Source organism: Pseudomonas sp. HK3, assembly GCF_052920985.1.
The window spans coordinates 296,580-316,971 of sequence record NZ_JBREXD010000002.1 but is presented as its reverse complement, the minus strand read 5'-3'; the positions used below and the strand labels follow the sequence as shown (position 1 = coordinate 316,971).

Below are 20,392 nucleotides of genomic sequence, written 5' to 3'. Positions count from 1 at the left end.
CTCTATTTTATGCCTATTTTTTGTTGCTTTCTTTAATCATAGAGCTTGGTGGATGTGTAATAGATTGTAATATATCTATGAATCTAGACTCATTACTCTATGAGGAGATTTGATTTTTTAGGTTGAATCTATAAATATTTTTTCACAAGTTACGTAAATAAAAATAAATATTACGCTTGTAAAAGAAATATAAAAATAAATTAATTAATCTAGATTAATGAAATCTATTGAATGAATTATACGTCGTTATTCATTTGGTAATGTGATTCGTGGCACAAAAAATACAATACTGTATGGCATTTTTCTTAGTTTTTATTCGATTAATAAAAATATTGATATTGATGTCTTTGCAAGGGAATGAGAAATGAGACGATTTCAAATTAAAGAAAATCAAGAAAATAAACATCATGTTAATAATGTAGATGATTCTCATATGGTCGGTGATTTTATCGATATTTGTTTCTCATCGCCTTCAAATTCATTTTTTGAAAGATTTAATAGAGAAGGTTCATTGATAAATGATATTGATAATGTACCTATAAAAAAAACAAAATATCATTGTATTGAGTCTCATAAAAATCGTCAAATTAGAAATAAAGAGAAAAAAATTGTAGATGAAACCTGTAAATATCTTAAAAAGAGACTTAACAAAAAACATATGCTAGATGACGTTGCATATGCAATGGGAACGAATAGAAGCAAGTTAGCCTATTCTTTCAAAAGCATAAAAGGTAAAGGTGTTTTTGAATGGCTGCGTGAGCGTAGAATGATTAAAGCAAAGGCACTGTTATTGGCCACAGATTTGTCTATTCAACAAGTTTCTTTCGAGGTTGGTTTTGATAATTGTGCTAATTTCTCAACGGCTTATAAAAAGCACTATGATATTTCACCAAGGCAACAAAGAAAAATAAATACTTTATTTTGATTATATATTGATTTAGTTATTACGTATTGGAGAAATACATGAGTGAAAATTGGTATGTTGTCTACACCAAAAGGTTTTATGAGTTGAAGCTTGAACAGCACTTTATGGGCTTTAGCTCTCAACAATCACTTGGCTATCAGAGTTATTTGCCAATGACAAATGAAGTGAAAACGTGGAGCGATCGTAAAAAAATAAAAAAAGTCCCATTATTTAATAACTATCTTTTTGTTAAACACGATGAGTCCGGGTTCGACAACATTAAGAAAATGCCCGGTTTTGTAGAATATGTTCGATTTGGTAAATACCCAAATATCGTGCCAGAGGAACAAATTTATATGGTTAAGGCAATTTTGGAAGGGGATAGCTTTGCCACAAGTAAGGCTAAATCTTTAGTGAAGGGTGAGAAAGTAAGGATTATTGGAGGCCCTATGGAAGGCCTAGAAGGTGAGCTGGTCAAAGATCAGCTTAACTTAAAGGTAGCCATAGAAATTAATTACTTGGAGCGAACACTGCAAGTAAATGTGCCTATTAATAATATTTTGAAATTATAAAGGAAAATGATATGCCAATTTTAGATGTAGAATCGCAAGAAAAGTTAAAAAAACAACTTACAAGACATGAAGGTTTAGAGCTTCGTTTATATAAGTGTACCGAAGGTAAACAAACTATTGGAATCGGCCGAAATTTAGATGACTTAGGCATCAGTGAAGATGAGGCGATGTATATGTTAGATAACGATCTAGCCAGAATCGAAGTTGAGCTTGAAAAAAACATCCCAGTTTTAAGCGGACTATCAGATAATAGAAAAATCGTGTTAATGAACATGGCTTTTAACTTAGGCATCAGCAGATTGTTGCAATTTAAAAATATGTTAGCAGCACTTGCTCAGCATGACTATAAGACAGCATCAGCAGAAATGTTAAACTCAAGGTGGTCGAAGCAGGTGGGTAGTCGAGCGAATGAACTATCGGAAATGATGCTTGTTGGATAAACAAGCACTTTAAGCTAATTATTGATTTTTAATCAAGGGCTGCTCTTTAAATAGGACAGCCCTTTTTTTGTTAGTAGTTTTATCCGATATTATTAACATAATCCCTTTTAGATTATATGGGAGTACAAAATTTAGGCAGGAATTCATGTTTATTATTAGAGGCCTTTAGTACGCCCCTCTGGTTACGTTCTCGTTATTTAGTCATACGACTATTTATATATGTCTGTCGATAGTATTTAGCTATCAGGTTTATTTAAATTATCAATTTCTACTATCTACCATCATCCCCCAGAATACATCTCATGGATTCGCAGCAAGAATCTAATTGAGTAACCAACCATCAATAGGATGACAACATGATTAACACTGAAATTAAGCCATTTAATGCAACTGCTTTTAAACAAGGCGAATTTGTAGACGTTTCTGAAAAAGATGCATTAGGTAAGTGGTCTGTATTCTTCTTCTACCCAGCTGACTTTACCTTCGTATGTCCTACTGAGCTAGGTGATGTGGCAGATAAGTACGAAGAACTACAAAAGCTAGGTGTTGAAGTATTCTCTGTATCAACGGATACACACTTTACGCACAAAGCATGGCACGACAGCTCTGAAACCATCGGTAAAATTAACTACTTCATGGTAGGCGACCAAACCGGCAACATCACGAACAATTTCGGTGTGATGCGTGAAGGCCAAGGCCTTGCTGATCGTGCAACATTCTTGGTTGATCCTGATGGCGTGATTCAAGCGATGGAAATCACTGCTGAAGGTATTGGTCGTGATGCAGAAGACCTAATGCGTAAAGTGAAAGCAGCACAATACGTACGTAACCACCCAGGTGAAGTATGCCCTGCTAAATGGAAAGAAGGTGAAGCAACTCTAGCACCATCTCTTGACCTAGTTGGTAAAATCTAAATTCGTAATAATCTGATTTACGAAAACAGTGAAAGCCTGTTAAGGGCCGGTGTATACCCTATACCGAGTGCTTAGAGGCTCATGGCCAAGCCTGATCGGCTTGGTCAGCGCTTAGGAGAATACTCATTCTCCTACATAACCCCCCAACGTAATAACCAATTGGGTTGGGGGCGTTTTAAGAAAGCTTGATACACAGTTAACACATTTGCTAATGACGATTAGCGTTAAAATTAGCAAAAAAATTTGACCTCCAATTTAGGAGAGAAATTTTACTGGGAGCAGGTGTCTCGCCTCCCAAATGACCATTAGATAATAGATAGAAGGTATCACTATGTTAGATCAAAATATGAAAACCCAGTTAAAAGCGTACTTAGACAATTTAAAAAGTGATGTGCATTTAGTACTTAGCCTAGATGACAGTGATACCGCCCAAAAATTACACGGTTTAGCGACGGATATTGCTGCGCTAAATGACAAAGTAAAAGTGTTTGAAGATCAAACTGCTTCGACGCGTAAACCGATTATGCAGGTGGTCAACCCTGAAAAACAAACGGCGTTAGGTTTTGCTGGTTTGCCAATGGGTCATGAATTCACTTCATTGGTGCTAGCACTGTTACACAGCGGTGGCCACCCAATGAAGCTTGAAAAAGAAGTCATTGATCAGATCGCAAATCTTGATCAAGCGTTGAATTTTGAAGTGTTTATTTCTTTAAGCTGTCAAAATTGTCCGGATGTGGTGCAAGCCTTAAATATGATGGCAGCCATTAATCCCAAGATTAAAACTACCATGATTGACGGTGCGGCTTTTCAAGACGAGGTCACTGAGCGCAATATTATGGCGGTGCCAAGTGTGTACTTGAATGGCGAGCACTTTGCATCAGGCCGTATTAGTTTGAGTGAAATTCTGAAAAAAGTAGACAGTGGTGCCGAGGCTAAACAAGCAGCAGCACTGAATGAAAAAGAACCTTACGAAGTATTAGTTGTAGGTGGCGGCCCAGCGGGTGCATCGGCAGCGATTTACGCAGCGCGTAAAGGTATTCGTACCGGTGTGGTGGCCGATCGTTTTGGTGGCCAAGTGATGGACACCATGGGCATTGAGAACTTTATTTCAGTGAAAGAAACTCAGGGCCCTAAACTTGCTATGGCGCTAGAAGAACACGTTAAGCAATATAACGTTGACATCATGAGTGAACAAAAAGCGGCCAATGTTGTGCGCGCTGAAAAAACAGAGGATGGCTACATTCATGTTGAACTAGACAGTGGTGCCACGTTGAAAAGCCGTAGTGTGATTCTTTCAACAGGTGCACGCTGGAGAGAGATGAACGTGCCGGGTGAACAAGAATACCGCAACAAAGGCGTGGCCTACTGCCCACACTGTGACGGTCCATTATTCAAAGGTAAAAAAGTGGCGGTTATTGGTGGCGGTAATTCCGGTATCGAAGCGGCGATTGATTTAGCGGGTCTGGTTGAACATGTAACGGTACTCGAGTTTGCCGATACGCTTCGCGCTGATAGGGTCTTAGTAGACAAAGCTAACTCAATGAGCAACGTTACGATTATTAAACAAGCACAAAGCACAGAGGTAATAGGCGATGGTACACGTGTTACTGCTCTTAATTATACTGACCGCGCAACAGGCGACGAGAAGCAAATAGAGCTTGCGGGTATATTTGTTCAAATTGGTTTAGTTCCCAATAGCGAATTCCTTAAAGACAGCGGTGTGGCGTTATCGGCTCGTGGTGAAATTGAAGTAAGTGCAAGAGGTGAGACATCAGTAGCCGGTATTTTTGCGGCAGGTGATGTAACCACTGTCCCTTATAAGCAGATTATCATTGCGATGGGTGAGGGTTCGAAAGCGAGTTTAGGTGCCTTTGATCACTTGATTCGTACACCAGCACCACAAGCGAAAGCGGCAGAAGTCGCATAAGTATGTAAAGCGTCCCAACAAGTGCGAACCCAATTCGTACTTGTCTTTTAACCCAGTCCCTTTGGAGGTGCTGGGTTTTTTTATGTACACCGCCGAGTCGTCAGTTATTTGAATTTAATTGTATTGAATTAAGTTAAATTAAGGACAATGGTGTTTACGTTACAGGAAAGTTTGCCATGATTAAATATTTAGCACTGTGATTTTTTACGCATAGGTATGTGCAGAATATAAATATTATTCTTTGCAAGGTAAGTAATTATTGAGTTATGGAAAGTAAGCGCTTTAAGGAGGGAAAACACAGCTGACGATAGTCGTCAGCTGTATTGGTAAGCGTTATGTTAATCTAAGCTGACCAGTTTACTTTTATATTCTTCGTGTGTTTTTAACACGGATGCCGCCGCGCCGCCGGTGAATTTACTCACCGCTATAATGGCGATAGTAGCAAAAACAAAGCCGGGCACAATCTCATATAAGTCAAAGATGCCGCCGGTTAATTGCTTCCAGATCACAACTGTTACACCACCAATCACCACACCCGCTAACGCGCCGTTTCGGTTCATGTCTTTCCAGAATAAGCTCAACAAAATGGCTGGACCAAATGCAGCACCAAACCCTGCCCAAGCATAAGAAACCAAACCAAGCACCGTGCTATCAGGATTCATGGCCAACGCCAATGCGACGATAGACAGTATGACAACGGCAAAACGGCCTACTTTGACAATTTCTTCTTGGCTGGCTTGTGGGCGGAAAACCTGCTTATAAAAATCTTCGGCTAAAGCAGAAGACGATACCAGCAGTTGTGAATCTGCGGTACTCATAATAGCAGCCAAAATAGCCGCTAATAAAATACCCGCAATAACAGGGTGGAACACCGCATTAACCAAAAGCATAAAAATGGTTTCGCCATCTTTTATGTCGCCACCTAAGTGAGCGTCTACATAAGCAATCCCCACGAAACCAATCAATAATGCACCGGCCATTGAAAGGGCTGTCCAGCTGACGGCAATACGACGTGCAGTCGTGATATCACGATTACTACGGGTGGCTTTAAAACGCGCTAAAATATGTGGCTGACCAAAATAACCGAGCCCCCATGCAACCAATGAAATAATTGCAATGGCTGAAAGCGGTTCACCTTTTACGTCGCTCCAAATATTCAGAAGTTCAGGGTTTTTTGCACTTAGCGTTTGTCCTAGCTCGCTAAAAGAGCCTTCCATTGCTACGATCGGTACGATCATGAGCGCGGCCACCATTAACAAACCTTGAATTAAATCGGTCCAAGACACCGCTAAAAAACCACCAAATAGTGTATAAGACACCACACAAACCGTGCCGATAATAACCGCTGTTGTGTAATCTAAACCAAATACGGTTTCGAATAGTTTACCACCCGCCACTAAACCAGAACTGGTATAGAACAAGAAGAATAATAAAATAAACACGGCCGATATGGATTGTAATAACTTGGATTTGTCTTCAAAGCGCTGCGCCAAGTAAGCGGGTATTGTCAGTGAATTATTGGCCACAATCGAATAGGTGCGCAGACGTTTTGCACAAATCAACCAATTGAGCCACGTGCCCACTAATAAGCCGCCAGCGAGCCAGATAGATTCCATACCGGATGCGTATGCATAGCCGGGTAGACCCAGCAGTAGCCAACCACTCATATCTGAAGCGCCTGCTGATAATGCAGCAGGCCAAAGGACCCAAGGAGCGTCCACCTAAAAAGTAATCTTCAGAGCTGGTGGTGCGTTTATAGGCCCACAAACCCACAGAAAGCATAACCACAAGGTAGGCTATAAATGTGAAGCTGATAGCAAAGCTATTTTCAATCATTCCTTGTTCCTTTTATTGTTTTTAAAATATTTTATTTTACGGGTTTTTGTTGTTGTTTGGTTTTATTCAGCACTGCCCAATTCGAGCAGTGTTGCATTGCCGCCAATGGCGGTTACGTTAATGGTTCGTGTGCGCTCTGTCATAAAACGCAAGCATAGGCTTGGGTTGCTCAAATGACTTAAGTTGAGTAAATCGGTTTCATAAATCAATTGAGCTAAACGGCCTTCTCTTGCCGCCAGTAGTTGATTGTAATGAATACAGGTTGTCTCACTTCCAGCAAGGGCAACACCGGCTAACAAAGGCTGTATGGCTAATGCTTCGCTTGAATCGGGTGGCAGTTGCATGGCGACTCGATCAGGGCAACCGGGCTTTTAATAATTCGCTCAGTAGTTCTGTGAGTTTGCAATCCGCACCAGCATCAACAGAGCAAATGATAGGGTTGCCTGCCACTAATGCGGCGCTTATTAATCCTACCATTGCGAGCGTATTTGCGCTGTCATCACCGAAAACTAAAAAGCTGCCGCGACTAACGCAATACAATTCATTTGATTCGCCAGTGGGGCCTGGTAATTCATGTGCGTGAGCAAGAAAGTGTAAAGCTTGCTGGCATTGGAACTCAATCATTTGTGCGGCTTGTGTGTAATCAAGATCCCGCTGAACCAAACGCTCACCCCAAAGTTTAAGTATGTGCGCACGTTCTTCAATAGAGTGCTGTTGCCATGACTCTTGAATAGCAAGGCTGTGTTTTAACTCTTCAATTTCAACGTCAACGTTCATTATTTAGCCTCCTGATCATTCTTAATCGACACGGTGGGTGTGGCAAAGCGGTATAGGTAATGGGGCCCACCTGCTTTAGGTCCTGTGCCAGAAAGCCCTTGACCGCCGAATGGCTGAACACCCACAACGGCGCCCACTTGATCGCGGTTTATATAGCAATTGCCCACGCGTGCACGGGCTTCGATATGTTTATAGGTTCGCTCGTTGCGACTATGCACCCCAAGCGTTAGACCAAAACCACTGTCATTAATTTGATCAATCACCACGTCAAGTTCACTGGCTTTGTATTGAATTACATGAAGTATCGGGCCGAAATGCTCTTGTTTAAGTTGCTCCATACTTTGTATTTGGTAAGCGCAAGGTGCGATGAATGTTCCTTTACTGCACGCATTTGGCAACTCTGCTTGTGCTATTAATTGGGCATTTTTATCTAGCCACTGCACATGTTCAAGCAGACGTGAGTGCGCAGTTTGATCAATCACTGGGCCGACATCTGTGCTTAAATATTCAGGGTTGCCTACATGCATTTGTGCCATAGCGCCCTGTATTAATTGCAGTATGCGCTCGGCAATATCTTGCTGTACATAAAGTACTCGCAGTGCCGAGCAACGTTGGCCAGCGGATGCAAACGCAGAGCGCATAACATCTCTTACAACTTGTTCAGGTAAGGCCGTGCTGTCGACGATCATGGCATTTTGGCCACCGGTTTCGGCAATAAACGGTACAGGCAATGTATGGCGTTTTGCCAGCTGGCGGTTAATGGTTTGTGCGGTGGGGGTCGAGCCAGTAAAAGCAACGCCTGCTACGCGGGAGTCTGTACTTAATGTGGTACCAAGCTGCGCGCCACTACCAATTAATAGCTGGATAGCATTGCTGGGTAAACCCGTTTCGAGCAGCAGTTCAATGCAGCGAAATGCAATGACCGAGGTTTGTTCTGCGGGTTTCGCAACGACAGTATTACCAGCCATTAACGCGGCGGATACTTGACCGATAAAAATGGCCAACGGAAAGTTCCAAGGGCTGATGCATACAAACACGCCGCGCCCATGATAATGAGTTTGCTGAGAGCCGCCGCTAAAGTGAGGTTGTACACTAGGCTGTGCAAAGCTGTGTTCGGCTTGCGTTGGGTAGTAGCGTAAAAAATCCACCGCCTCACGGACTTCATCAATGCTGTCATGCACCGTTTTACCGGCCTCACGGTGACATAATGCGACAAGTTCTGGCAAATGCTGTTCAAGTTTGTCAGCCAGCTTCAGCAAGTATTGGCCACGTTGACTAACAAGTGTGTCACGCCAGCTTGGGAACGCCTTTGCGGCTAGCTCTATGGCGTGCTCAGCTTGTTCGGCGTTAGCCCACTCTTGTTGCGCAACCTTAAGGTTTTTATCGTAAGGCGCAGTCACATCGTGTAATTCACCCGGTTGGCCTTTGCCGCCGATAATCGGGCGAGCATGCCATTGATAGTTGCCTAAAAACGCATCCACTTGCTGCTTAAACGGTTGCCACTCACTTTCAATATCGCAGGCGATGCCTTTCGAGTTTTTACGAGTTTGGCCAAAGATATCTGGCGGATTCATGATGTGTGGATTATGCAAAGACGAGCGTGAGAGTAATACGTTAACGGGGTGTTCTGTTAAGTCTTTTACAGGGCAGCGCGCATCGACTAATCGATGCACAAACGAGCTATTGGCGCCGTTTTCTAACAGTCGTCGAACCAAATAAGGGAGTAAATCTTTGTGACTGCCCACTGGTGCGTATATGCGTACGTCGGTATTGAGTAAGGCTTTCGCGTGCTGATAAAGGGTATCGCCCATGCCGTGTAAGCGTTGGAATTCAAAATCTTGGTGAGTGGCCATAGTGGCAATTGCGGCAATTGTTTGAGCGTTATGACTGGCAAATTGAGGGTAAATACAGCCACGAATATGCTCACTTAATAATAAGCGGGCACAGGCTAGATAACTCACATCGGTGGCTTCTTTACGCGTGTACACTGGGTAACCAACATGCCCGTGCTGTTGCGCCAGTTTTAACTCGGTATCCCAATACGCGCCTTTTACTAAACGCATGGGGATGCAGTCCCCTTGTTGTTTCGCTAATGCAGCTAGCCATGTAATAACGGGCAGTGCGCGTTTAGAGTACGCTTGCACGACTAGCCCAAACTTACCCCAACCTTTTATGGTGTCGTGCTGATAAAGTTTGGCAAAAAGCTTTAATGAAATCTCGAGACGATCCGCTTCTTCAGCATCAACCGTAATAGCAACGTTATGTTGGCGAGCATGCTGTAACAGTGCCAATACGGTTGTAAATAATTCGTTTAATACTCGGGTTTCGTTGGCGGCTTCATAGCGAGGGTGTAATGCGGAAAGCTTGATTGAGATCGATGGTGCGGGGCCAGTGGCGCTTTTGCTTTTATTGTTACCGACTTTACTGATGGCCTGATGGTAATCATCATAATATTTTTGTGCATCGGTCATGGTGAGGGCGGCTTCACCGAGCATATCAAATGAATAACTAAAACCTTTACTGCGCGGTGCCTCTGCATTTTTTAATGCTTCAAGAATGTCTTGCCCAAGTACAAATTGATGCCCCATTATTTTCATCGCCTGATTCATGGCTTGACGGATCACGGGCTCAGAAAACTTATTCACTAAGCGATTAAGTGCTTTATTTGCCTGAGCGTTTTCACGTTGATCAAAATTAATCACCTTACCGGTGAGCATTAGTCCCCAAGTGGATGCATTCACAAATAATGAGTCTGACTTTTTAAGATGAGACTGCCAGTCTGCCACGCTGAGCTTGTCACGAATAAGCGCATCGGCGGTGCTTGAATCCGGTACTCGCATAAGTGCTTCAGCTAGACACATAAGCAACACGCCTTCACGGGTATCTAAACTGTACTCTAAGAGCAGTGCATCGATCATATGCACGGCTTTTTTGTCTGCTCTGACTTTTTTAATGAGCTGGGTTGTGAGTTGAGTGGTCTTATCTAACTCTTCATCATTGGGCTGTGCCAATGGTAACAGTTGTTTTAACCAAGTGGATTCATCAATACAGTAAAGAGGGGAGATGTGTTGCCACAGTTGTTCTAAGGGTTGGTCAATACAATTGGGTTGTGCAAGCTCTTGGGCTGAGAGTTGAGTATGGTTGAGCATGCAGTGTCCTCGTCTAGCTATTATTACTAACGCTAAGAATGTGTTGTGAAGTTTAAAATTATTTTTAATTAACCAATCGCTGAATCATGTTTTATTCAGCAAGCATTTACCCTGTCAGCTTCTATGAAGTTTAATCGAATACCCACATAGTGCTCTATTGCGCGAGTCAGTTGACGATGACATAACTCAATAGCATAAGCATGAATATTGTTAACTTTTGTAACTGATTATCTGGTCATGCATTTACGTGCTAATAGTATTGAATGTAGCAGTGATTGGCGACTCTTTGCAAACGGCCATTAACGCCGCTGAATCAAATTAACAGCGTTATGTATGGGCAACCACAATACAGAATGCAGGTTAATGCTTAATATGCCTTTTTGAAATAGATAATCTTATTTTACTGATTGATATTACATGTATATACAACTATATTAATGGCCATCATATTCAAAAGGTGGTTTATGTCGGTCCAGCCCTGTTACAACTTAGCCATGCGTCAAGCTGATCGTGTCTTAACCGGTTTATACAATGCGTACTTGAGTGAAACAGGCTTAAAAATCACTCAATTTAGCGTCTTACGCGCATTGCGTTATTTAAAGGCATGTTCACAAAAAGAACTAGAGAAAGTCTTGTTATTAGAGCAAGCAACACTCACCCGTAACCTGCAACCCTTGCTGCGCGACGGTTGGGTAAAACGTGAACCGAGTACGGAAGATGGGCGTGTTTGGTTAATCTCATTAACGACAGAAGGTTTTGCTTTATTTAAGCAAGGGGAGAAACGCTGGCAAGCTGCACAAAAAAAAATTGAAGGCATATTAGGGCAAGATACATTAGCGCAATTAATGGACGCCTCAGAACAAATCGTAAAAATGCGCGATTAACCGTGCATAAATAAAGACAGTCATTTGACTGTTTTTTAATAAGTAAAAACATGTATATACATGTTATATCGAAATAACCGGAGAACATCATGAATGCCATCACTGTGTTACGTATTCATAACCAAATATTAGGTCGAGTACGACCCAAGGCCACCGCAAGTAAAATGGCGAAACTTTTTTTAACACCTCGTAACCTGCCGTTAAAAAACTGGGAAGATGAATTAGAAGCAAGTTGCCAGAGAGTGACATTCTCAGGCACATTAAAAGCGGCTATTTGGGGGGCTGGAGATAAAAAAGTACTGCTCATGCATGGCTGGGAGTCACGAGCCACTCATATGTATGCGTTGGTTGAACCATTAGTTAAAAATGGTTTTCAAGTGGTGGCCATTGATGCGCCAAAGCACGGGCAATCCGGTGGGGATAAGGCCAATCTAGTGGCGTTTTCTGAGGCTATTGTCGCAGCGGATGTGGCGCTTGGGCCGTTTGTGGCGGCGGTAGGGCATTCATTAGGTGGAGCAGCATTAACGTATGCGATTGAACTGGGGGCGCAAGTAAACTGCTGTGTTTTGATTTCATCGCCAGCGTGTATCTTAGATGTACTGCAAGGTTTTTCTCGTTTTGTGGGGTTGCCAATTAAGACTGAAAAACGGTTCATTGAATACATAGAGCGTGAAACAGGGGTGCCCGCCCATGAGTTAGATATGGGGCGAATATTATCGGAGAAAAAAATTAAAACCTTATTAGTGCATTCACAAGATGACTTAGAAATTTCAGTACAAGCGCTTAATAAAATCCATTTAGCATGGCCACAATCTGAAACCTACATAGCAGAAAACTTAGGGCACCGTAACATTATTCGTGATGCTGATATCGCAACACGGGTTCAACAATTTGTACAGAACCACCATTCTCTCAGCTTGCTTAAACATGAAGTAAGTTGAGTATGAAAATTATATGATAAAAAAGGCGCTCGGTATGAACGCCTTTTTTATGTTTATTTTTCTGCAGCAATTACCGAAATTTCAACTAACAATTCAGGGCGTGCCATACGTGCTTTCAACGCAGGCGCGGGCAGGTGCGTGACCTTGTGGGACCCAAGCATCCCACACAATATTCATAGCAGCAAAATCTTTCATATCACGAATATAAAGCGTCGCGCTTAGCATGTGTTCTTTATCTGAACCTGCTTGTTCAAGCAGAGCGTCTACTTTATCCAGCATGGTTTGTGTTTGTTCGCTGATGTCTTTGCTGGCATCGGCCGCCACTTGGCCACACAGGTAGACTGTGCCGTTATGTTTGACGATACGGCTCATACGCTGGCCTGTTTCTAGACGCTCAATACTCATGGTGTTTCCTTGATGTGAATGACAATTGTAATAGCGGCTGATTATAGAGTGATTCGAGCAGTGGATTTTGTTTTTCAAAGGGGTCTTTTCAGGGGATTGTTTGCCATTTCAATCCTTACAGTGTATATATAATATATCTTTACGGTGTAAAGTTCGTTTTGAGACGTAATTTATCCAAATATAGAGCGACAAGATAGGAGAGACAGATGAACGATTTTGATGCCATCGTCATTGGTGCAGGTAATGGAGGCTTAACCGCAGCTGTAGCATTGCAGCGTGGTGGGGCCAAAACCTTATTGCTAGAGCGCCATAATATACCTGGGGGCTGCGCCACCTCATTTGTACGTGGTGAGTTTGAATTCGAAGTGGCCCTGCATCAGCTAAGTGGCCTTGGTACCGAAGATAAGCCATTCATTATGCGTAAATTATTCGGTGAATTGGGCGTATTAGATAAAGTTGAGTTTGTGCAAGAAGGCGAGCTGTACCGGATGGTGGTACTTAATGAGTTTGACATCACGCTACCCGCTAGCTGGGTAGGCATTCGCACAACCTTGATTGAAAATTTCCCTGCTGAAGAGAAAAATATTTTGGCGTTCATGACACTGTGTGAACAAGTGACGCTAGAGAGTTTTATGGGTGTGCCACAAGCCCGTAAAATGAATTCAGCAGAGATGCTTAACAAGAATTGCAAAAATTTTGTTGAATATGGCCTGCGTGATGCAAAAAGCGTATTGGACGAGTTTTTTGAAAACGAACACTTAAAAACATTATTGGCGGCATACTGGTGTTATTTGGGCATGCCACCAAAAGACATTAACTTTAGTGATTTAGCCGTTATGCTGTATGCCTATGGTGTGTTCAAGCCTTGGCATGTTAAAGGCGGTTCCCAAGCGTTATCCAGTGCATTACTTGAAAGTTTTTTAGACGCGGGCGGTGAGGTGCGTTTCAATTGTTCAGTCGATAAAATTTTAACCGAGAAAAGCAGTGATAAACCGGCAGTAAAAGGTGTGCGCACTGAGTTTGGTGAAACGATTGCCTGTGATCATATTATTTCAAACGCCAGTACAGTGGTGACGTTTACCGAATTATTAGATACACCAATTTTACCTGCTGGCATTTCACAAGATTTTAAATCACGAGATTTAGGGACCTCTGCGTTTTGCATCTATTTAGGTTTGGACTGCACGCCTGCTGAATTAGGCATTAAAAAACGCATCGACGTTTATCTCAAACACAACAGACGAAAACCTCATGCATGAAACCATGAGCACTATGAACCCGCCTGTAGCAACCATGCTGACGTGTTATAACGTCGATGATCCTAGTTTTGCACCACCCGGTAAAACTCAAATATCATTATTGTGTTTGCAATATGGCAGTGTGTGGGAAGATATACCGGTTGAAAAGTACGCCGAAACCAAATACGAATTTGCACAGCATTTGATAAACCAAGCGGAGCAAATTTTCCCTGGTATTCAAGCGCACATTGAAGAGGTAGAAGTAGCCACGCCATTGACTATGATGCGTTATTTGAATACCCCCGGCGGCGCGATTTATGGGTTTAAGCAAAATCCAGAAGATAATTTATTATTCCGTGAGCGTTATGATCAAGTGAACGGTTTACATATTGCTGGTTCTTGGCAGGGAATGGGCGGCTTTCAGCCTACGTATATGGTGGGTGCGGCTACGGCCAAGGCCATTGTTAAAAAAGTAAACGCAAAAAAAGCAGCGCAGCAAGATCAAGCAGAGGTGGCCAATGTCTAACTCAACCAATATTTTAGAGAATATCAAAGGTTATCAAGAAGGGGTCGCGCGTAAATCAGAGCGTGAAAAAACAGGCTCAGATTTTACCGAACAAAAAGGTAAGACCGCCCATGAGATTGCTAAATTGCACCCTAAACGCTTACAGCTTAAAGTGAGTGATATATTCGACGATACCGCATCAACTAAAACATTTCGTTTTAAAAGCATGAACGGTGTATTACCACCATTTCAAGCGGGGCAATATATTAATTTATACGTGAATATTGATGGTGTTGAAACAGCGCGCCCTTATGCTATTTCATCTTGCCCGACCAAACGTGATTATTATGATTTAACCGTAAAGTTAGTGGATGGCGGGTTTGTCACAAACTATTTATTAAATCATGTTGATCAAGGTCAGTTTTTTTCTGCCACAAGCCCAATGGGTACGTTTTATCATAATCCATTATTCCATGGTGATAAGTTGGTGTTTTTAGCGGGTGGCTCTGGTGGTGCGCCTGCACGGTCTATGATTGAAAGCGTATTGAATCGCGGCCTAAATATGGAATTTCATTTAATCTATGGCAACAGTTACGAAAGCGATGTTATTTTTGCAGATACATTTCGTGAGTTGGCCGCTCAACATAAAAACGTTCATTTAACCGAAGTGATCTCTCGGCCAACGGAAGGTTATAGCGGATTAACCGGACACTTGAATGCAAAATTAATAGCCGATGCTGTGGGTGGCGTAAGCGACAAAACATTTTATGTGTGCGGCCCAACACCGTTTAATGAATTCTGTGAGTCGCAATTAAAATCGTTAGGCGTTGAAAATAAACGCATCCGCATTGAATGTAACGGCCCACCTAAACAACCCAGTTGTCTTGAGAATTGGCCACAGGTGGTGAGTGAACAGGATGAAGTCATGGTAACGGTTCAGGGCCGAGGTGAGTTTAAAGCCAAAGTAGGGGAGCCGTTATTAAATAGCTTAGAGAGAAACGGTTATCGTGTTGAAAATGCGTGCCGTTCAGGTGAATGCAGTTTGTGCCGTGTGAAGGTTATTGAAGGTGAGGTATTTAATCCGCCAGAAGCCCATTTGCGCAAGTCTGATAAAGACTTTGGTTGGGTGCACTCCTGTGTGGCGTTCCCTACTACAGATATTAAAATCCTGTATTAACCACAGGTACAGATCAGTGCTTGTCTTTATCCTTGGTACCTTAGGTATCGAGGATTTTTTGTTTTAATTTAGGTGGGTACTTGCATGGACGCCATGGCTAAAAATGATTTTAAGCTCATGCCCTTAGGAATGCTTAAATGCCCATCAATTAGTAAGGATGCAATGCCATGCACCATAGCCCATGCACCTTGGGCGCGTACATTTTGAGTTTCTTTGTCTTTGCTAACTAGCCCAAAGGCATTGACCAGCAACATATATGGACGCTTGCTGGCGGTTTTTAATTCATCCGACATATGGTTTGCGCTTTGTTCGTTTTGCTGTGGGCCTGGGACTTGTGTTTGGCTGAGCATCAAGCGATACAGTGGAGCGTTTGCGATAGCAAACTCAATGTATTGGGTACCATAATCTAGGATAAGTCGTGCTGCGCTTTGGTCGGTACTAACAGCTTCTTGGCGTTGTGCTAGGGCATTAAATCCCGCTGCAGCAATGGCTTGAAAAAGCTCAGATTTATTTTTGAAGTGTGCATAAGGGGCCATGTGGCTGACACCGACTTCACTTGCGAGTGTGCGAAGTGATAGCGCTTCTATGCCTTTTTCTTTTAATAGGGCATTGGCCGCGTTAATGAGTGCGACTTTTAAATCCCCGTGGTGGTAATTACGACTCGACACTCTGATGATCACTGCAGAAAATTAAGCGCTCAAACATAGCAGTTTCATCATAATTTTCAATAATTGAATCATAAAGGTGTTTATGACCACCTTTAAAATTCAATTATTCAACATGATTGCTTATTAACAGGCTAGGTATAGACCAAGCTGTATCGGCTATCGTTTATTTACCGTTGAGCCACGAGAATCTAAGCGCGCCATAATAGCCGCCATTTCATCCGCTTGTTCCATAATCTGCTTACTTTTGCTGGACTCTCGCATGGCTTTTTCTTCAGCCAATTTCTCTTTGATCAGTTTTTCTTTTTTGGCATTGCCAGTACGACCTGTGGCCAGTTTTGCAGGGGCAGCGGGTTTGGCTGCTTTTGTGGGGGCGCTGGCGGTGCCTAAGGTCTTGCGTTTAACGGTGCCCACACTGGACTTCAGCGGCGCAACCTTAGCAATACTGGTTTTACCTAGGCTGGTTTTAACGCCAATTAGGCTTTTACCGTTATAGGTTTCCATGGCCTCATCAAAGATATCTTTTAACTCTTCACGATCATAGGCAAGAGCGAAGTCTTCAACGGTGAAATTTTGTACACCAAAATCTCGAAGGTCTTTATAGATCTTTTCTTTTACCCCAAGTGCCATGGCTTCTTGAAACTGCATGAAGCGCTCATCGCTACTGTCTTTGCAGGTGCCAACCCAGACGTCGCCGGTGATGTTATTGGTTAGGGTGTATACAAGCATGCTTACCTCTGTACAACAATTTGGCAAAAGATGAATAAGGAGAAATTACCAAAGGTCGCGCATTGTAATGATGAATATATAAATGTGTAGGCTTGATTTTTAGTTTTTTTCTGCATTGGCGCAATTGTTAAAAATACCTGTTTTTTCAGAGGCTTATCTGGCTTTGTCAAGTGCGAGAGTGTAATCAAATGATAAAAAATAGAGTTGCCAAAGCGTGTTAAAAAATGTCTTACAAGGCTGATCTATGTGAGAACTAGGCTACAGTTAATCTAGGACTGCGACAGAAAGATGGACTCACATTGATTCTTCGAACAAAAATTAAGCCTTTCCTTGGGTCGCTAGCATTTAGGGTGCCCTTTTTGTTTGTCATTATGCTTTTGCTAATGATAGGTGCGTTCTTATGGGTAATGGAAAGTGAAGGGCGTCCTGCTATCGAAAAGACAGAGCGTCAGCATATCCGTCAAATTGGCGAGGCCACGGTTGCACTGGTTGTTAAATACATGGATAAGTCTGCATCACTTGCATTAGCAATGGCTAATGCAGCTGAAAGCTTACCGCTGAATAAAGATGTATTTGAAGACGTGTTTAAACACGCCTTAAACGAAAACAGCATCAAAGGGTTTGTTGCCGGTGGCGGTATTTGGCCGGAGCCATTTGCGTTTAATAAGCGTAAACAGCGTAATAGCTTTTTTTGGGGGCGCAATTCAGAGGGCAATCTTGAGCAATTTCAAGACTACAATGACCCAAAAGGCATGGGTTACCATAATGAAGAGTGGTATGTCCCTGCTCGCTATGCGGTTGAAGGCAAGGTCTATTGGTCGCGCTCATATGTGGACCCTTATACGCTAGAACCTATGATGACCGCAGGAGCCCCTATTTATCGCAATGGTAAGTACTTCGGGGTATCCACTGTTGATATCAAACTCTCAGCGTTTAAGGCTCTTCTGGCTCAGCAGTCAAAACGATTCAATGGTTATGGTTATGTGCTGGATCGCAGCGGTACATTTTTATCATTCCCGGATGATAAAATCAGTAAGCGTTATGTGACCACCGATGATCAAGAGCAAAAACTGCAATATATTTCAATACAAAAGGCCGCTGAAACCACATCATTCTTACCAAACATTAATGATGTACTGGAAGCGATGGAAAGCATCGCACGCTCCAATCGAGAGCTTTCAATGCGCGCGCAGCTACTCGCAAAAAGCAGTTATCAAATTACGCTCGATGAAGGCTTTCGCATTGCGAGTATTATGGCGGACCCACTGGCTAAAAAAACCATCGGCAATAGTTTTATTAAGCAAATTGATATGCCTAATGACCCCATTGTTAACGAGCCTGTTGCGATTCAGGTTTTTCACATACCGAATAGTTACGGCAAATTAATATTAGTGGTACCTAATCGAATACTGAATGAAAAAAGTGCACGTATTATCCAAAGTGTATTGTGGGGATTTACATGGGCAATATTAGCGGGCTTAGTATTGGGGCTTGTGTATCTAGAATGGGTACTTATTTCGCCGCTACGTAAAATGCGTGAACAAGTTATGCTGTTTGATCACACAAAAAAAATCACAGGTATTAAAGATGGTGAACTTGCGGACTTAGCCGACCAATTTAATAAACGCAATCAGCAGCTATTAGATTTAAACGCAACGCTGTCAGAATCGGTTAAAGAAGCACAACAAGCGACACAAGCAAAAAGCCAATTTTTGGCGAACATGAGTCATGAAATTAGAACACCAATGAATGGTGTATTGGGGATGTTGGATATTGTATTGCGCACAGAGTTAGCGAATAAGCAGCGCCATTTTATTCAGATAGCAAAAACCAGTGCTGAAAACTTATTAGTACTGATTAATGATATTTTAGACTTCTCTAAAATTGAAGCAGGTAAGCTGGATATTCAGTATATCGACTTTAATATTCGTGCGCTTTTATCAGAGATAGTATCAACACTGCAACACGGTAATATTGATAATTTCAACAATGTTGAAGTTATTTTAGATATTAACAATTTAGAAATTAATTGGGTAAAAGGTGACCCTACGCGTATACGTCAAATATTCACTAATTTAATCGCCAATAGTTTGAAATTCACAGACGAAGGTGAAGTTTTTATTAAAGTAGGGTTAAAAGAAGTACCGGAAACAGGATTGATTTTATACAGCTCGATTAGTGATACCGGTATCGGGATTGAAGATTCGCAAATAGAAACATTATTTGAATCTTTTTCTCAAGCCGATGGTTCAAATACACGTCAATACGGTGGTACTGGTTTAGGTTTAGCCATTTGTAAGCAATTATGTGAGTTAATGGGGGGGTCGATTAGCGTAAGCAGCGAAGTAGGAAAAGGCAGTTGCTTTGAATTTTCAGTAATACTAGAAAACAGCGAGTTTGATCATAAAACACAAGTTAAATTAGATTTAGCGGACTACAACGTTTTAATTACAGATGATAATGAAAGTAATTTATTAGTTTTAAGTGAGCTATTGAAAATATGGGGCGTGAATGTGATCCAATGCTCCAGTGCACAAGAAGCATTAAACGCATTATCATCTCATCGTGAATATTTTGATGCCGCTATTTTAGATATGCAAATGCCTAAAATGGATGGGGCAGAGTTGGGCAGAAAAATTCGTTCACAACGTAAATATGACAATATGCCTTTGATTATGATGAGTTCTTCAGGTGAAGTAGAAGATGCTGAAGAATTTGCTGCCATGGGCTTTACGTCTTATCTTATTAAACCCGTGATGCCAGAAGATATACATGATGCATTAGCTATTTGTATCGATAATGGGTTGTGTCTAGCACAAGCTAAGCCGTTATTAACGCAGCAACATATACAGTCACTAAGATCAGATGATGAAAATGAAACCATCTCTGTTGGCCAGTCAAAAGGTAATATTTTATTGGTTGAAGATAACGAAATTAATCAAGAGGTGGCCATTACATTATTAGATGAACTGGGTTTGAGTGTGACAGTAGCCTCTAATGGTAAAGAAGCAATCGATTTGTTAGAAGCCAATATGAATGCATTTGATATTATTTTAATGGATTGCCAAATGCCAGTTATGGATGGCTATGAGGCGACCATTGCGATAAGAAAAATGGCATATTATAAATATATTCCAATTGTCGCAATGACTGCCAACGCTATGACTGGCGATAAAGAAAAATGCATTGATTGCGGCATGAATGATTATATGGCTAAACCAATTGATTTAAATGTAATAAAGAAAAAAATAAAAAAATGGTTAAAATAACATGCATATTACTTTTGCTTGTATTGACAGGGTGCGCGAGTCATAGCTTTGTCAAAAGCG

General features: G+C 41.9%; 16 protein-coding genes and 2 pseudogenes. 11 read left to right on the top strand and 7 right to left on the bottom strand.

Annotated features, from left to right (window positions below):
• The first annotated feature begins 364 nt into the window (after positions 1-364).
• The 5 genes from ACU6U9_RS12395 (at position 365) to ahpF (ending at position 4,757) form a co-directional block, all read left to right on the top strand.
• Positions 365-925, top strand: a complete 561-nt coding sequence (locus ACU6U9_RS12395) for a helix-turn-helix domain-containing protein (RefSeq protein ID WP_446735349.1) — start codon at positions 365-367, stop codon at positions 923-925.
• 38 nt (positions 926-963) lie between these two features.
• The gene (locus ACU6U9_RS12390; protein ID WP_446735348.1) at positions 964-1,476 is read left to right on the top strand and encodes a UpxY family transcription antiterminator; all 513 of its coding nucleotides are present in this window, start codon (positions 964-966) and stop codon (positions 1,474-1,476) included.
• A gap of 11 nt (positions 1,477-1,487) precedes the next feature.
• On the top strand, positions 1,488-1,916 hold the full coding sequence (locus ACU6U9_RS12385; protein WP_446735347.1) for a glycoside hydrolase family protein: 429 nt from the start codon (positions 1,488-1,490) through the stop codon (positions 1,914-1,916).
• 356 nt (positions 1,917-2,272) lie between these two features.
• Positions 2,273-2,830 carry an alkyl hydroperoxide reductase subunit C gene (gene ahpC, locus ACU6U9_RS12380; RefSeq protein ID WP_446735346.1) on the top strand — a complete coding sequence of 186 codons (558 nt, stop codon included), beginning with the start codon at positions 2,273-2,275 and terminating at the stop codon, positions 2,828-2,830.
• Positions 2,831-3,161: 331 nt separating this feature from the next.
• The gene (ahpF, locus tag ACU6U9_RS12375) at positions 3,162-4,757 is read left to right on the top strand and encodes an alkyl hydroperoxide reductase subunit F (RefSeq protein WP_446735345.1); all 1,596 of its coding nucleotides are present in this window, start codon (positions 3,162-3,164) and stop codon (positions 4,755-4,757) included.
• Positions 4,758-5,095: 338 nt separating this feature from the next.
• Here ahpF and putP read toward each other — a convergent pair.
• The 4 genes and pseudogenes from putP to putA all read right to left on the bottom strand — a co-directional run bounded on the left by putP (position 5,096) and on the right by putA (position 10,519).
• Positions 5,096-6,593 (bottom strand): annotated as a pseudogene (gene putP, locus ACU6U9_RS12370) (sodium/proline symporter PutP).
• A 62-nt stretch (positions 6,594-6,655) separates the two neighbouring features.
• A complete protein-coding gene (locus ACU6U9_RS12365) occupies positions 6,656-6,937 on the bottom strand; it encodes a hypothetical protein (protein WP_446735344.1) in 282 nt (93 codons plus the stop codon).
• A 10-nt stretch (positions 6,938-6,947) separates the two neighbouring features.
• Positions 6,948-7,370 (bottom strand): hypothetical protein, encoded by a 423-nt coding sequence (locus ACU6U9_RS12360; protein ID WP_446735343.1) that lies wholly within the window; start codon positions 7,368-7,370, stop codon positions 6,948-6,950.
• Positions 7,370-10,519 carry a bifunctional proline dehydrogenase/L-glutamate gamma-semialdehyde dehydrogenase PutA gene (gene putA, locus ACU6U9_RS12355; RefSeq protein ID WP_446735342.1) on the bottom strand — a complete coding sequence of 1,050 codons (3,150 nt, stop codon included), beginning with the start codon at positions 10,517-10,519 and terminating at the stop codon, positions 7,370-7,372. The genes ACU6U9_RS12360 and putA overlap by 1 nt, the downstream gene beginning before the upstream one ends.
• A 464-nt stretch (positions 10,520-10,983) precedes the next feature.
• Between putA and ACU6U9_RS12350 the strand changes: the two genes are divergently transcribed.
• Together ACU6U9_RS12350 and ACU6U9_RS12345 are read left to right on the top strand one after the other, a co-directional pair.
• Entirely contained in the window at positions 10,984-11,403 is a 420-nt protein-coding gene (locus tag ACU6U9_RS12350) for a MarR family winged helix-turn-helix transcriptional regulator (RefSeq protein WP_446735341.1), read from the top strand.
• Between the two features lie 89 nt (positions 11,404-11,492).
• Positions 11,493-12,344, top strand: coding sequence for an alpha/beta hydrolase (locus ACU6U9_RS12345; protein WP_446735340.1), 852 nt, complete (start codon positions 11,493-11,495; stop codon positions 12,342-12,344).
• Positions 12,345-12,397: 53 nt separating this feature from the next.
• Here the strand turns inward: ACU6U9_RS12345 and ACU6U9_RS12340 are convergent.
• A pseudogene (locus tag ACU6U9_RS12340) lies at positions 12,398-12,749 on the bottom strand (RidA family protein).
• A gap of 206 nt (positions 12,750-12,955) precedes the next feature.
• Between ACU6U9_RS12340 and ACU6U9_RS12335 the strand changes: the two are divergent.
• From ACU6U9_RS12335 to ACU6U9_RS12325, 3 genes are read left to right on the top strand one after another with little or no spacing between them, the layout of a single operon-like run.
• The gene (locus ACU6U9_RS12335) at positions 12,956-14,008 is read left to right on the top strand and encodes a phytoene desaturase family protein (protein WP_446735339.1); all 1,053 of its coding nucleotides are present in this window, start codon (positions 12,956-12,958) and stop codon (positions 14,006-14,008) included.
• Positions 14,001-14,513, top strand: a complete 513-nt coding sequence (locus ACU6U9_RS12330; protein ID WP_446735338.1) for a phytoene desaturase family protein — start codon at positions 14,001-14,003, stop codon at positions 14,511-14,513. Before ACU6U9_RS12335 ends, ACU6U9_RS12330 begins: the two co-directional genes overlap by 8 nt.
• A complete protein-coding gene (locus tag ACU6U9_RS12325) occupies positions 14,506-15,669 on the top strand; it encodes a 2Fe-2S iron-sulfur cluster-binding protein (RefSeq protein WP_446735337.1) in 1,164 nt (387 codons plus the stop codon). Before ACU6U9_RS12330 ends, ACU6U9_RS12325 begins: the two co-directional genes overlap by 8 nt.
• A gap of 68 nt (positions 15,670-15,737) precedes the next feature.
• Here the strand turns inward: ACU6U9_RS12325 and ACU6U9_RS12320 are convergent, their stop codons facing one another.
• Positions 15,738-16,337 carry a TetR/AcrR family transcriptional regulator gene (locus ACU6U9_RS12320; RefSeq protein WP_446735336.1) on the bottom strand — a complete coding sequence of 200 codons (600 nt, stop codon included), beginning with the start codon at positions 16,335-16,337 and terminating at the stop codon, positions 15,738-15,740.
• Positions 16,338-16,493: 156 nt separating this feature from the next.
• A complete protein-coding gene (locus ACU6U9_RS12315; RefSeq protein ID WP_446735335.1) occupies positions 16,494-17,063 on the bottom strand; it encodes a GIY-YIG nuclease family protein in 570 nt (189 codons plus the stop codon).
• 359 nt (positions 17,064-17,422) lie between these two features.
• Between ACU6U9_RS12315 and ACU6U9_RS12310 the strand changes: the two genes are divergently transcribed.
• Complete coding sequence (locus ACU6U9_RS12310) at positions 17,423-20,332, top strand: response regulator (protein WP_446735334.1); 2,910 nt, start codon at positions 17,423-17,425, stop codon at positions 20,330-20,332.
• Positions 20,333-20,392 lie beyond the last annotated feature (60 nt).

Bases quoted from the DNA above. Each gene is read 5' to 3' on its own strand.
- ACU6U9_RS12395 (WP_446735349.1), top strand. From the start codon at position 365: ATGAGACGATTTCAAATTAAAGAAAATCAAGAAAATAAACATCATGTT.
- ACU6U9_RS12390 (WP_446735348.1), top strand. From the start codon at position 964: ATGAGTGAAAATTGGTATGTTGTCTACACCAAAAGGTTTTATGAGTTG.
- ACU6U9_RS12385 (WP_446735347.1), top strand. From the start codon at position 1,488: ATGCCAATTTTAGATGTAGAATCGCAAGAAAAGTTAAAAAAACAACTT.
- ahpC (WP_446735346.1), top strand. From the start codon at position 2,273: ATGATTAACACTGAAATTAAGCCATTTAATGCAACTGCTTTTAAACAA.
- ahpF (WP_446735345.1), top strand. From the start codon at position 3,162: ATGTTAGATCAAAATATGAAAACCCAGTTAAAAGCGTACTTAGACAAT.
- ACU6U9_RS12365 (WP_446735344.1), bottom strand. From the start codon at position 6,937: ATGCAACTGCCACCCGATTCAAGCGAAGCATTAGCCATACAGCCTTTG.
- ACU6U9_RS12360 (WP_446735343.1), bottom strand. From the start codon at position 7,370: ATGAACGTTGACGTTGAAATTGAAGAGTTAAAACACAGCCTTGCTATT.
- putA (WP_446735342.1), bottom strand. From the start codon at position 10,519: ATGCTCAACCATACTCAACTCTCAGCCCAAGAGCTTGCACAACCCAAT.
- ACU6U9_RS12350 (WP_446735341.1), top strand. From the start codon at position 10,984: ATGTCGGTCCAGCCCTGTTACAACTTAGCCATGCGTCAAGCTGATCGT.
- ACU6U9_RS12345 (WP_446735340.1), top strand. From the start codon at position 11,493: ATGAATGCCATCACTGTGTTACGTATTCATAACCAAATATTAGGTCGA.
- ACU6U9_RS12335 (WP_446735339.1), top strand. From the start codon at position 12,956: ATGAACGATTTTGATGCCATCGTCATTGGTGCAGGTAATGGAGGCTTA.
- ACU6U9_RS12330 (WP_446735338.1), top strand. From the start codon at position 14,001: ATGCATGAAACCATGAGCACTATGAACCCGCCTGTAGCAACCATGCTG.
- ACU6U9_RS12325 (WP_446735337.1), top strand. From the start codon at position 14,506: ATGTCTAACTCAACCAATATTTTAGAGAATATCAAAGGTTATCAAGAA.
- ACU6U9_RS12315 (WP_446735335.1), bottom strand. From the start codon at position 17,063: ATGCTTGTATACACCCTAACCAATAACATCACCGGCGACGTCTGGGTT.